Raw genomic sequence first — 13,336 nt, 5'->3', positions numbered from 1 at the left:
TGAACCGCTGGTTTTCCTCGTGTGGGTGCGGTCGGAACGGCCATTATTGCAGTTTCGCGAATTTTGAAAACCGGAAACGGCCCTATATGGATGGGAGGCATTTGCGCAGACTTGCACGGTCATTTTCCTACGCAGGGTTTGTGCCATGGCCGTTTCCATTTCCCGTCGGGCAGCTTTATCGGCTGCCATCGCAGCGTTATCAGGTGGGCTAGCCGCCATCCTGCTTGATGCACCTTCGCAGGCCTCGCCGCAGGCGCCCGAACTGCCCGTGGTCAAGGTGCGCGCGCCACAGCGCCAGTTCGTGAACGATTGGCAGGAGTATTCCGGGCGCCTGGAAGCCGTCGAACAGGTGGAAATCCGTCCCAGAGTCGAAGGTACCCTGCTGTCGGTGCATTTCCGGGATGGCCAGCTGGTGCGCGAAGGTGACCTGCTGTTCACGATAGACCCGGCGCCATTCGAGGCCGAGCTCAAGCGCGCGCAGGCCGTGCTGGCCCAGGCGCAGGACAGGCAACGCTATACGGCCGGCGAGCTCGAACGGGGCAGGCGGCTGTTGGCTGCAAACGCCGCGGCCAAGCGCGATGTCGACGCGTTGGAAAACGCGGCGCGCGAGGCGCGCTCGGCGACCCAGGCTGCGCTGGCCGCCGTCGAGCGCGCCAGGCTGGACGTGGGCTATGCGCGTATCAGGGCCCCGATCACGGGACGGATCTCACGCCCCGAGGTGACGGCAGGCAACGTCGTCAAGGCAGGAGGCGACGCCATGCCGCTGGCTGCCATCGTCACCCTGGATCCGCTGTACGCCGCGTTCCATGCGGACGAGCACACCTACCTGCGCTACTTCGGTGGACGCGCCGGCGACGAGTCCGTGCAGGTGCAAGTGGGGCTCGCCGGTGAGGAGGGGTTTCCCCACGCAGGCAGGCTGTACTCGGTCGACAACCGGCTGGACACGCGTTCCGGAACGATCCGGATGCGTGCCCTGGTGGACAACGCCGATGGCCGCATGATTCCGGGCCTGCAGGCGCGCATCCGCATACAGGCCAGTAGTGTCTATCCGGCCGTGCTGGTCGACGAAACGGCCATCGGCACCGACCAGGATAGGCGCTATGTCCTGGTCGTCGATGGCGAAGGACACGTTCAGTACCGGCAGCTGGAGCTCGGCAGCCGACAGGGGCGCCAGCGCGTCGTGCGCGCTGGCCTTGCGCCTGGCGACCGCATCATCGTCGAAGGAGCGGGGCGCGTGCGGCCAGGCGACCGGGTGCAGGCGGTCGTGGCCGCCTTGACAGGCGAGGAGCAGGCGCCATGAACATCTCGCGATTCTTCATCGACCGGCCGATCTTTGCCGGCGTGTTGTCGGTGCTGATGTTCCTGGCCGGGGCCATCGCCATGTTCCAGCTGCCCGTCTCCGAGTATCCGCAGGTCGTCCCGCCTTCGGTCGTCGTGCATGCCCAGTATCCGGGCGCCAATGCCAGCACCATCGCCGAAACCGTTGCCGCGCCGATCGAAGAGGCGGTCAATGGCGTGGAGAACATGCTGTACATGCAGTCGCTGTCCAATGCCGACGGCCACTTGTACCTGACCGTCACATTCAAGCTTGGCACCTCGCCCGATCAGGCCCAGCAATGGGTGCAGAATCGCGTTTCGCAGGCGTTGCCGCGGTTGCCCGAGGACGTCCAGCGGCTGGGCGTCACGACCATCAAGAGCTCGCCCAACATCACGTTGGCCGTGCACATGGTGTCGCCCGACGGGCGCTATGACGCCAACTACCTGAGCAACTACGCGATCCGCAATGTGCGTGATCGCCTGGCCCGCATCGACGGGGTCGGCCAGGTCAACCTGTGGGGGCCCGGCGGCTATGCCATGCGCATTTGGCTGGATCCGGATGCGGTGGCCGCGCGCGGGCTGACCGCCAGCGACGTGGTGGCAGCCATCCGCGAACAGAATGCCCAGGCCCCGGTGGGCAGCATCGGTGCCGCGCCCATGGTGGAAGACGCACCCTTCCAGCTTTCGGTCAGCGCCGAAGGGCGGCTGCGCACGACGGAGGAGTTCGGCAGCATCGTGCTGCGCGCCGGGCATGATGGGCGCACCACGCTGCTGCGCGACGTGGCGCGCATCGAGCTGGCCGCCCAGGAATACGGCGTGCGCGCCTACCTGGGCAGGGACGCGGCCGTACCGTTGGCCATCATGGAGGCGCCCGGCGCCAACGCCTTGAACATCGCCGCCGACGTCAAGGCGACCATGGAAGAACTGAAGCGCAACTTTCCGCAAGGCCTGGACTACCGCATCGTCTACAACCCGACGCGGTCGGTCGAGGCAAGCATCGACGCGGTCGTACAGACGCTGTTCGAAGCCATTGCGCTGGTGGTGGTCGTCGTCTTCTTGTTCTTGCAAACCTGGCGGGCATCCATCATTCCCCTGCTGGCAGTTCCGGTGTCGATCGTCGGCACGATGGCCTTCCTGCACGTGCTGGGGTTCTCGCTCAACGCCTTGAGCCTGTTCGGGCTCGTGCTGGCGATCGGCATCGTGGTCGATGACGCGATCGTGGTGGTGGAGAACGTCGAGCGCAACATCGAGATGGGATTGACCCCGCGCGAGGCGACCTACCGCGCGATGCGGGAAGTCAGCGGCCCCATCGTCGCCATCGCGCTGACCCTGGTCGCCGTGTTCGTGCCGCTGGCCTTTCTGTCGGGGTTGACCGGCCGCTTCTACCAGCAATTCGCCGTGACGATCGCCGTATCCACGGTGCTGTCGGCGATCAACTCGCTGACCTTGTCGCCGGCGTTGGCGGCACTGCTGCTCAAGCCGCACGGTGCGCAGTCCGACTGGCTGACTCGGGCCATGCACCGGGTGTTCGGCCGCTTTTTCGCACGCTTTAACCGCGCCTTCGCCCTGGGCTCGGAACGCTATGGCCGCAGCGTCGCGGGCCTGGGCCGGCGCAAGGCCGTGGTGTTGGCCGTGTACGGCATCCTGCTGGCGGCCACGGCCTTGCTCGGCAAGATCGTTCCGGGTGGCTTCGTGCCCGCGCAGGACAAGGAGTACCTCATTAGTTTCGTCCAGCTGCCGGCAGGGGCATCCTTGTCACGCACGGACGCGGTGTTGGCGGAGATGACCGAGATCGCGCTGCGAGAGCCTGGCGTGGCCGATAGTTCCTCCTACGCCGGCCTGTCCATCAATGGAACCACCACCAGTTCGAGCTCGGGCCTGTCATTCATCCTGCTCAAGCCCTTTGCCGAGCGACGCGGCCTGAGTGCTGACGGCATCGCCGCGTCGCTCAACGCCAAGTATGCGGACATGGATGAGGCCGTGTTCGCCGGGGTGTTTCCGGCGCCACCAGTCATGGGCCTGGGGTCGTTGGGCGGATTCAAGCTGCAACTCGAAGACCGTGCCAACCTGGGTTACGAAGCGCTTTACAAGGCGGCCCAGGATTTCATCGGGCAGGCCAAGCAGGAGCCGGCCCTGACCCCGCTGTTTTCCACCTACCAAATCAATGTGCCGCAGCTGCGCCTCATCGTCGATCGACCCAAGGCCAAGCAGCTGGGCGTGTCGATCACGGAGGTGATCCAGACCCTGCAGGCCTACCTCGGCTCGTTCTATGTCAATGACTTCAACCTCCTGGGGCGGGTCTACCAGGTACGGATCCAGGCCGATGCCCGGTATCGCGCCCATCCGGAAGACATTCTGCAGCTGAAGACGCGCACCGCCGACGGGCAGATGGTGCCATTGTCAGCCTTGGCGCGCGTGGAGCAGGCCTACGGTCCCGAGCTGGTCACCCGGTACAACGGCTATGTCGCTGCGGATATCAGCGGCGCGCCGGCGCCGGGCTACTCGTCATCGCAGGCGATGGCGGCCATCGAACGGGTCGCGGCAAAGACTTTGCCGCCCGGCATCGCGTTCGAATGGACGGACCTGACCTACCAGCAGATCATCGCCGGCAATAGCGCGTTGTGGATTTTCCCGCTCTGCGTGCTGCTGGTCCTGCTTGTGCTGGCGGCGCAGTACGAAAGCCTGACGCTGCCGTTGGCAGTCATCCTAATCGTGCCGATGAGCGTGCTCTCTGCTTTGGCAGGCGTTTGGCTAACCGGCGGGGATAACAACATCTTCACGCAGATCGGCTTGATCGTGCTGGTGGGCCTTGCGTCGAAGAACGCCATCCTGATCGTCGAGTTCGCCCGCGAGCTGGAGATGGCCGGTCGCACCACGCTCGAGGCCGTCATCGAATCCTGCCGCCTGCGCCTGCGGCCGATCCTGATGACCTCGCTGGCGTTCATCATGGGCGTGGTGCCGCTGGTCGTATCGCAAGGCGCTGGCGCGGAAATGCGACAGGCCATGGGGGTGTCCGTGTTTTTCGGCATGCTGGGCGTGACCGTGTTCGGCCTGTTCCTGACGCCCGTCTTTTATCTGGCGGTGCGCAAGCTGTCCGGCCGTCCGCTCCGCTCGCCCGCGCACCGGGATGCGCCCGAGGCGGTGCCCCACGTGCTCCTGGGTAACGGAAATGAGGCATCCTCATGATGAGCGGATCCATCTTTTCGAAAGTAATGGGCATGGCAATCCTGGCTGGGGCCCTATCCGCATGCTCGGTTGCGCCGGCGTATCGGGCGCCCGTCATGGATGTGCCCGAACAATACAGGGAGGCGACGCTGCTTGCGCACGCGGAGTCCGGCGGCAGCTGGAAGATCGCCGAGCCGGCCGACCATCATGACGAACCCGTCGGCTGGGAGATGCTGCAGGACGATGACCTGCTTGCGTTGCAGGCCAGGGCGGTCGCAGCCAACCAGGAACTGGCAGCGGCGGTGGCGCGCCTGGATGCTGCGCGCGCCCTCGTCGACCAGGCCCGTGCGGCGTGGCTGCCGGAAATCGGCATCGGCACGGGTGTCAGCCGGCAACGCTTAGCCAGCGCAGGGCAGGGCGGTTCCGACGCCGATGCCGCCATGCTGCGGACGAGCTGGCGGGCGCAAGCCGCGGTCGCGTATGAGGTCGATGTGTTCGGGCGCGTCTCCGCGTCCGTGCAATCTGCGCAAGCCGATGCAGACGGGCAGCGCGCCCAGGCGAGTGCGCTCAAGTTGATCATCCAGGCCGACGTGGCCCATCACTACCTGCTGCTGCGGCAGCTGGATGCCGAGGCGGCCATTCTGGACGAAAGCGTGTTGGCGTGGACGCAGACCTTGGAGCTGGTGCAAAGCAAGCGCGACCAAGGCGTGGTGACCGAGGCCGTGGTGGCCAGCATCGAGACGCAGCTTGCGCAAGTCCAGGCGCAGCGCATCGCGACGGGACAGCAGCGATCCCTGGCCGAACATGCGCTGGCCGTGCTGCTGGGTGAATTCCCGAGCCGGTTTTCGCTGCCGGTGCGACCACAGTCATTCGTGGCCTTGTCCATCCCGCCAGGCTTGCCTTCTTCGCTACTCGAGCGGCGTCCCGACATTGCCGCAGCCGAGCGGGCGATGGCAGCGGAAAACGCCCGCATAGGCATTGCCAAGGCCGCTTTCTTTCCATCGTTGAGCCTGACTGGCGCCTTCGGCTACGAGTCCGCCAGCTTGGGTAGCCTGTTCGACTGGTCGCAGCGCACGTTCCTGCTCGGACCACTGGTGGGGACCGCTTTGAACCTGACGGCATTTGACGGGGGAAGGCGGCGCGCCGCACTCGCCCAGGCCGAGGCAGCCTACCAGGAGCGGCTGGCCCAGTACCGGCAGGTGGTGCTTCGCGCATTCCGGGAGGTCGAGGATGGGCTCGCCTCTGTACGCGACCTGGATGCGCGCCTGGAGCGGCTGCGTGCCGCCCAGGCCGGCGCAGCGCGTGCGCGAGCCGAAGCCCGCGATCGCTTCGATGCCGGCGACGTGGACTACCTGTTCGTGCTGGAAACAGAGCGGGCGTGGTTGACGCAGCAACAGGCCGTCGCCCGCGCCGAAGGCGACCGGCTGCGCGCGGCAGTGGACTTGGTGCGCGCCCTTGGCGGAGGATGGGGACGGCGCACCGCTGGGGCGCAGGACGTCGCGGCTTAGCGCAATATCACCACCGCGTCGGCGGCCTTTACGCCCTGTCCCTCGGGTAGCACGAATAGCGGGTTGATCTCCGCTTCGAGCAGTGCTTCGTCCAGCTGTTCGGCCATGGCCGCAAAGGCCAGAATGGCGTCTTCCAGCGCCGCCACGTCGGCGCGCGCGCGGCCGCGGTAGCCGTCCAACAGCGGCCATGTCTTCAGGCTGCGAAGCATCTCGCGTGCATCGCTGCGCGTCAGCGGCAGCAACCGCAGTGCGGTGTCGTTGAATAGCTCCGTCGCTACCCCTCCCGCCCCCAGCAGGATGGCGGGGCCGAGCTGCGGGTCGCGGTGAAAGCCGAGGATCATTTCGACGCCACCGCTGATCATCTCCTGGACGAGCAAACCCTCGACGGGCGCATCGGTGGCGGCAGCGACTGCCTCCAGCATGGCTTGCCCGCGTGCCCCGACATCTTCGACGGGCACGCCCACAGAGACGCCGCCCAGTTCGCTTTTGTGGGCGATGTGGCTCGAGAGGATTTTCAGCACTACCTTGTCGCCAAACCGAGCGGCCAGCGAGGCGGCTTGTGCGGGATCGGCTGCCACTGCCTCCCGCCCCGTGGGAATGCCATAGCGAGCAAACAGCCGCTTGGCCTCGGCTTCGTTCAGCGGCCCGCGGGCCAAGGTTGCAAGACTGGCCTCTGTAGCACATGCCGGCTTGGCCTGCCGTTCGGCGGTGTCGTCCAAGGCGCGCGCCGTGCGGTTCAAGGCCAGCATCGCCGAGAAGGCCGCCGCGCAGCTTTCCGGCGCCGCGAAAGCGGGGATGCCGCAGCGGTTGAGTCCGGACAAGATGTGCGGGGCATGCGGGCTGACGTAAACCAGCACCGGCTTGTCGCTGCGCTGCTGGCAGTCCTTGACCACGCCGCTGACCAGATCGGGATGTTGCAGCGACGACGATCCTGCGATGACCACTGCGCCGTCATAGCTGGGGCTGGCCAGCAGCGCATCCAGCGCGGCGCGCAGCAGATCCGGCTTGACGCCGGCCAGTGTCAGGTCGATCGGATTGCGGTCGAGGACAGCCTCGTTACCGGCCTGCAATGCGTTCAGGCGTCCGGCAGTCGCCCCATCGGGCGGCGGCGTGTCCAGGCCTGCCATGCCGCAGCTGTCGGCCACGAGCGTGCCGGCCCCGCCCGTCGACGTCAAAATGGCGATGCGCGGTCCAGCCAGGCGCCGGCCGGTGCATAGCGCCGCGGGAATGTCGAGCAGGTCGGCAAATGTCTGCGCGCGGATCACGCCGGCCTGGGCGAACAACGCATCGTACACGCCGTCGGCGCCGGCCAGCGCGCCGGTGTGCGATACGGCCGATCGCGCGCCCGATTCTGACCGCCCCACCTTGAACACCACCAGCGGCTTGCCGGCCTCGGCCGCGCGGCGGGCAGCAGCCCGGAAGGCCTCGGGCTTGCGCAGGCCCTCGATGTACAACGCAATGACGGCGGTGGCGGGATCGTCCAGCAGCGCCAGCACGAAGTCGGACACATCCAGGTCGGCTTCGTTGCCGGTCGAGACCAGCTTGGAAAAGCCGATGCCGCGGCTGGCGGCGCGCGATAGCATGCTGCCGAGGACGCCGCCGCTTTGCGAGACCACGGCGATCGAACCGGCATATAGCTCGTCCAGCTCGAGCGCGCCGGTGGCCGACAGCGTGATCCCGTCGGTCAAGTTGACCAGGCCGATGGTGTTGGGGCCGAGCAGCGGCATGTCACCGGCGGCCTCGCGCAGCGCCTGCTGGCGGGCCTTGCCCTCGGCGCCGGTTTCGGCAAAACCGCTTGCCAGCACGATGGCTGCTCCGGCACCGCGCCGGGCCAGGTCGCGCACGGCCGATACGGCGCGCTCGGCCGGCAGCAGCACCATGCCGACGTCTGGCGCCTCAGGCAGCGCTGCGGCGTCGGCGTAGCAGGGTAGCCCGGCGATAGTGTCGCTGCGCGGGTTGACGGGAAAAATCCGTCCGCCATATCCATGCTTTTGCAGGTAGGCGATGGGGCGGCCGGCGGTGCGTGCGGGATCGGATGACGCGCCGATCACGGCCACGCTGCGGGGGCGCAGCAGGCGATCCAGATTGCGCATCGCGGCCTACCCCTTTGCGGCGGTCTTGGCCAGGAAGGCCGCGACCGATTCGCGGTGCTGCGTCGACGTGTAGCAAATCGCCTGGGCCTGGCTGCTCATGGCGAAGGATTGCTCGGCGCTGAGCTCGAATGTTTGGTTGAGCATGGTCTTGGCCAATGCCAGCGCGGCAGGCGAGCCTTGCGACAGCTCGCTTGCCCATTGCCGTGCGTCGGCCAGCAGCGCGTCGGGCGAAGAGAGCCGGTCGATCATGCCGAGCTGCAGCGCCTCTGGCGCATGGACGCGACGGCCCGAGTAAATCAGTTCCTTGGCACGGGCAAGACCGATGCGGCGCGGCAAGAAATACAGGCCGCCGCCATCCGGAATGAGCCCTCGGTGGATGTAGGTCATCGAAAAGTGCGCGGCGTCGGAGGCAACGATGAAATCGCACGACAAGGCCATGTCACAGCCCAGGCCGGCAGCCGCTCCGTTGACGGCGGCGATCGTTGGCTTGGGCAGGTGAAACAGCGCGCCGACCGCCTGGTGGGTGCGTTGCTGGCGAGACCAGCCATTGAAGGCGATTTCGCCTTGCGGCGCTTGCAGGCGCGCCTTCATGCCTTTGATGTCGCCGCCGGCGCAAAACGCGCTGCCGGCGCCGGTGACAACCAGCGCCCGTATGGCCGGGTCGCGCGCGACGCGGTCCAGCGCTTGCAGTAGTTCCGTGCGCATGGCGTCGTCGATGGCGTTGCGCACGTGGGGGCGGTTCAGGGTCAGCGTGCCGATGCCGTCTGTGACGTCAAGCAGCACGGCGCAGGATGTGTCGATCATGATGCGGTCAGGCTGTGGAAGGAATGGAACAGGGTCATTGCTGCATCTTCAGGCCAGCGTCGCGAACCACCTGTCCCCAGCGTTTCTCCTCGGCGGCCACGTAATCGGAAAGCTGCGATGGCGGACCCACGTCGACGATCAAGCCCTCGTCGGCCACGCGTTGCTGGAAAGATGGCGTTTGCACGGCCTTGGCGACCGAGGCGTTCAGTCGCGCAATGACGTCTTCGGGGGTGCCCGCCGGCGCATAGATGCCGTACCAGCTTTCGGCCTGGTAGCCCGGCACGCCGGCTTCGTCCAGCGTGGGCAGATCGGGAAAGGCGGCCGAGCGCTGGGTGGAGGTGACGGCCAATGCGCGCAACCGGCCGCTCTTGATGTGGGGTGCCACGCTGGCCACCGTGGTCAGCATGACTTGGATTTGCCCGGCTAGCAGGTCGGTTAGCGCAGGCGCGCTGCCTTTGTAGGGAACGTGCGTCAGGTCTATCTTGGCTAGCCTCTTTAGGAGTTCACCGGCCAGATGGGCGGAGGTGCCGTTGCCAAAAGAGCCGTAGTTCAGTTCGCCGGGGTGCGCGCGCGCATAGTCCAGCAACTCTTTGACGCTGTGGAAAGGTTGCTCGGGGTTGACCACCAGTATGTTGGGCGAGTGGGCGACCAGCGCGACGGGCGCGAAAGCCTTTGCGGTGTCAAAAGGCAAGTTGGGATGAATGAAGGGATTGACCGCATGCGCGAAGGTCGCCATGACGAGGGTATAGCCATCGGGTTGGCTGCGCGCCACGTAGTTGGTCCCGATGACGGTGCCGGCGCCGGGACGGTTCTCGACGATGACCGGCTGGCCCAGGTCCTTGCTCATCCCCTCGGCCAGGGACCGGGAAATGGCGTCGGTGCCGCCGCCGGGCGCGAAGGGTACCACCAGGGTGACGGGTTTTTCCGGGAAGGCCGAGTGCGCGCTGGAGCCAGCTGCGCCAAGCACGGCGCCGAGCAGGACCGCCACGAGCCGGCGCACGCCGCCGCGGATCGATACGGGGTGCATGGTTGTCTCCTGTGTTATCGGGGGGATCGGGCATGCCTCGCCGGGGGAGGCTGGTGCGATTGTGGGACGCGCAGCCGGCGGCGACAAACAACAATTTGTCCTCGCTAGACAAACATTTTGTTTGGCTACGCTGCGGCGACCGGTCCAGGCATCGGGACGGTTATCCCGATGCGCGAGGCAGCGCCTGCAGCAGCCAGGTGCGGAAGATGCGCAAGGCGGGAGGCTCGATGCGGCCTTTCGGCCGCACCAGGTAGTAGCCGCCAGGCAGCGTGTGCGTCAGCGCGCCGAAGGGAGCGACCAGCACGCCGGAAGCCAGATAGCGCTCCACCAGCGCACGGATGCCGATGGCGCATCCCAGGCCTTGGATGGCGGCTTCGTAGGCCATGGCCGAGTTTTCGAAGCGCAGCCCGCGAAGCCTTCCAGGGCGTTTGACGCCGGCCGCGTGCAGCCAGGCGTTTCAATCGTCCGGGCGCGCCAGCGAATGCAGCAGCGTTACGCGCGCCAGATCGGCAGGCCGGCGGAACCCGCCAATCGTCTTGATTAGGGCGGGGCTGGCCACCGGAACCAGCTCGATCGGGGCTAGAAAGTCGCTTTCGTAGTCGGGCCACTGGCCGGCACCGGACCGGATGGCGGCGTCCAAGTCCTGGTGGCTGAAGTCCACGGCCTGGGTCGAGGCCGACAGGCGTACTTCGATGCCCGGGTACTTTTCGTGAAAGCGCGGCAGCAACGGGATCAGGCCGTGTTGGGCGAAGGTCGTGTAGGCCTGGATGGCGAGCACGTCGGGGCGGTTGCGGCGGCTGACCAGCGACGCGGCGTGCGAGATCTCGTCCAGCGCCCGGCTGATCGACGGATACAGGCGAGCGCCCGCCTCGGTCAGCGTGATGGAATGCGGGCCGCGCGCAAAGAGCGAGACCCCTAGGTAGTCTTCCAGTACGCGTACCTGGCGGCTGACGGCAACCTGCGTGACGTGCAGCTCGGCAGCGGCCCGCGTGAAACTGAGCAGGCGGGCCGCGGCCTCGAAGGCGCGCAACGGATTCAGGGGAACGGCAACGCGTTTCATGAGGCAGCCGAAGGGCGGAAGCAGGGCCTTGCGACAGGATAGCGGATGCCCGGCAGCCAGGGCGAGCGGGACGCCAAGGGGCGTGACGGCAGGCGAACCCGCCGAAGCGCCGAAGATGCCGTTCCCCTAGGAACGCGGATGATGGTAGCGGAACTCCTGCGTCCTGCCCCCGTATCCATAGGCCGCCGCCCGGACATCCTGCACGTACACGTAGCTTTCCTCGTCCAGGTCACCCAGGATGCGCTCGAAGCCGGAAAACGCCTCGGCGACGTAGCGGGCCTTTTCATCCTTGGTATTGGTCTCGTCCGTGATCTTGATTTCAAGATAGAAGCTGCGCTTGCCGGTGCGTGCAAGCGGCACCCCGGCGATGAACCAGTCTTGCGGGTCGACATAGTCGATGGTGATGGCGGTGACGTCACGCTTCTTGCCCAAGATACGGCTGGTGATGTCGAGCAGGAATTCGTTGATCTGTGTGCCCAGTTCCGGAGACCGGGTGGCGCTGACCTTCACGTTCAAAATTGGCATGTGGGCCTCCTTTTATTAGCAATGCAACTATTTGGGCAAGAAAATCGATCGTCACTCCAAGGCCTCGCTGACTCGGCGTATCTGGGCAACGACGTCGTCGAATCCTTCCGAACTCAGCAGCTGCTTGAACCGCCGCGTGACCGAGCCGCTGGCGGCCTCGAGCGCCTGGCCGATGGACTGCGCCTTTTCGGTGGCAAAGACCTGCATGCCCCGCGGGTCGTGGCTGGATACCTGGCGCCTGACATACCCGAGCTTTTCCAAGCCATCCAGCGTGCGCGACATCGTAGCTGGCGCGATGTTCATTTCCCGTGCGAGGTCGGATTGGTGGCGGCCAGGTCCGGCCAGGATCATCCTAAGCAAGAAGGCTTGCGACGGCGTCAGGCCGAACGGGCTGAACGCCGCGGACCATAGCCGGTCTAGTTTCCTGGCCAGCGACGTGGTGTTGAAATACAGGCATTGTTCAAACATGGTGGCAGCAAGCATACCGCCATTTAGTTAGCAATGCAACAATAAAGAAGGGACGCCAACTTGTCTTCGATTTGTCATCGATATCCGGCACGCCCTCCCGTTGCCGAGTTTACGTACGGCACTTGATCCAAAGGATTGGAGCGAGCCAGCCTCGCGAATCCGCACTTTCCTAGTAGGTGTGCATGCGAGCACGGCATGTGTGGTTTGTCCGTGATGGTATGGAGGATCTCTTCACGGAACCCTGCTCGCGGAAAGGCCGCATCTACACCGCGAATGACGCACGGGGTTAACCGGTGGCGGTTCATACCGACCACATCCAAAGTGGCGGCGCGCTGTAGGAGCGCTGCTTCGGGGTTGGCGGCTTCAAGGGGAAGGAATGGATTGAGATGCAGACTTATCGCCTCATAGACCCGGCGCTTGCGTACCACGTCCCATCTGTCAACGCCGGTTGAAAACTGACCCCTTTGTCGGCGCTCGCGCCGAAGTAAATTTGACCCCCTGGGGTTGAAGGGTTATTGGGCAGCAGTCCGAGCCCGAGCCGGGCTGTTGCCGGCTTTGCGCTTGTCCTTGAGCCGATAGCTTTCGCCACTGATCTGCACGATGTGAGCGTGATGCAGAAGGCGGTCGAGCATGGCTGCCGTGAGCGTCTGGTCGTCGGCGAAGGCGCTGGCCCATTGAGGGAAGGGCAGGTTGCTGGTCAAGATGATGCTGCCTCGCTCGTAGCGCTTGGCGACCACCTGGAAGAACAGATTTGCTTCATCGCGCCCGAAGGGCAGGTAGCCGATCTCGTCGATGACGAGCAGACGTGGGCCAAGCACGGCTCGATTGAAGTACTGCTTGAGCTGTCCTTGCCGATGTGCCGCGTTCAGCTGCAGGATGAGATCGGCGGCACTGATGAAGCGGGTCTTCACGCCAGCCATGGTGGCGCGATATGCCAGGGCAATTGCCACGTGGCTCTTGCCCACGCCGGAGGGTCCGAGCAAGACGATGTTCTCGGCACGGTCGATGAATGCCAGGTTGGCCAGTTCCTGGATCTGCGCGCGGGGTGCGCCGCTGGCGAAGGCGAAGTCGTATTGCTCCAGCGTCTTGACTGCTGGCAGCGTTGCCATCTTCAGTAAGGTCGAGCGGCTGCGCTCCCGTTTTGCCTGGTGTTCGCCGCTCAGGATCTTCTCCAGGAAATCGGCGAAACTTGCTTGCTCGTCGGCGCTTTGCTGTGCGAGGTGGGCCCAGTCGGCCGCGATGCGCTCGAGCTTGAGCTGGATGCAGAGCTCGGCGATGCGTGCGTGCTGCAGGTTCATGCGGCATGCTCCAGTAAGGCGCCGTACACCGACAGCGGGTGCTGCAGGCTCTCGTGCGGAATCACCATATC

General features: G+C 65.7%; 9 protein-coding genes and 1 pseudogene. 3 read left to right on the top strand and 7 right to left on the bottom strand.

Going from position 1 to position 13,336, the window contains the following annotated elements:
• Nucleotides 1–145: 145 nt before the first annotated feature.
• From CAL18_RS10080 to CAL18_RS10070, 3 genes are read left to right on the top strand one after another with little or no spacing between them, the layout of a single operon-like run.
• Nucleotides 146–1,300, top strand: a complete 1,155-nt coding sequence (locus CAL18_RS10080; protein ID WP_038851898.1) for an efflux RND transporter periplasmic adaptor subunit — start codon at nt 146–148, stop codon at nt 1,298–1,300.
• Entirely contained in the window at nt 1,297–4,503 is a 3,207-nt protein-coding gene (locus CAL18_RS10075; protein ID WP_094817783.1) for an efflux RND transporter permease subunit, read from the top strand. Before CAL18_RS10080 ends, CAL18_RS10075 begins: the two co-directional genes overlap by 4 nt.
• Complete coding sequence (locus CAL18_RS10070) at nt 4,500–5,990, top strand: efflux transporter outer membrane subunit (RefSeq protein ID WP_038851897.1); 1,491 nt, start codon at nt 4,500–4,502, stop codon at nt 5,988–5,990. Before CAL18_RS10075 ends, CAL18_RS10070 begins: the two co-directional genes overlap by 4 nt.
• Here CAL18_RS10070 and CAL18_RS10065 read toward each other — a convergent pair.
• The 7 genes and pseudogenes from CAL18_RS10065 to istB all read right to left on the bottom strand — a co-directional run bounded on the left by CAL18_RS10065 (nt 5,987) and on the right by istB (nt 13,265).
• Nucleotides 5,987–8,083, bottom strand: a complete 2,097-nt coding sequence (locus tag CAL18_RS10065) for an acetate--CoA ligase family protein (RefSeq protein WP_094817782.1) — start codon at nt 8,081–8,083, stop codon at nt 5,987–5,989. The two genes, CAL18_RS10070 and CAL18_RS10065, sit on opposite strands and share 4 nt — an antisense overlap.
• A gap of 6 nt (nt 8,084–8,089) precedes the next feature.
• Nucleotides 8,090–8,887 (bottom strand): enoyl-CoA hydratase/isomerase family protein, encoded by a 798-nt coding sequence (locus CAL18_RS10060; protein ID WP_026638238.1) that lies wholly within the window; start codon nt 8,885–8,887, stop codon nt 8,090–8,092.
• Between the two features lie 34 nt (nt 8,888–8,921).
• Entirely contained in the window at nt 8,922–9,914 is a 993-nt protein-coding gene (locus CAL18_RS10055; RefSeq protein ID WP_026638237.1) for a Bug family tripartite tricarboxylate transporter substrate binding protein, read from the bottom strand.
• 160 nt (nt 9,915–10,074) lie between these two features.
• Nucleotides 10,075–10,974: pseudogene (locus CAL18_RS10050) on the bottom strand (LysR substrate-binding domain-containing protein).
• A gap of 126 nt (nt 10,975–11,100) precedes the next feature.
• Nucleotides 11,101–11,499: a tautomerase family protein gene (locus CAL18_RS10045; RefSeq protein ID WP_094817781.1), complete on the bottom strand. Its 399-nt coding sequence runs from the start codon at nt 11,497–11,499 to the stop codon at nt 11,101–11,103.
• 51 nt (nt 11,500–11,550) lie between these two features.
• Nucleotides 11,551–11,982, bottom strand: a complete 432-nt coding sequence (locus tag CAL18_RS10040; RefSeq protein WP_249278396.1) for a MarR family winged helix-turn-helix transcriptional regulator — start codon at nt 11,980–11,982, stop codon at nt 11,551–11,553.
• A 497-nt stretch (nt 11,983–12,479) separates the two neighbouring features.
• Nucleotides 12,480–13,265, bottom strand: a complete 786-nt coding sequence (istB, locus tag CAL18_RS10035) for an IS21-like element helper ATPase IstB (protein ID WP_094817780.1) — start codon at nt 13,263–13,265, stop codon at nt 12,480–12,482.
• Nucleotides 13,266–13,336 lie beyond the last annotated feature (71 nt).

The sequence above is a fragment of the Bordetella genomosp. 7 genome, assembly GCF_002261415.1.
GTDB lineage: Bacteria > Pseudomonadota > Gammaproteobacteria > Burkholderiales > Burkholderiaceae_B > Bordetella_A.
This window is presented reverse-complemented; position numbering and strand designations above follow the sequence as displayed.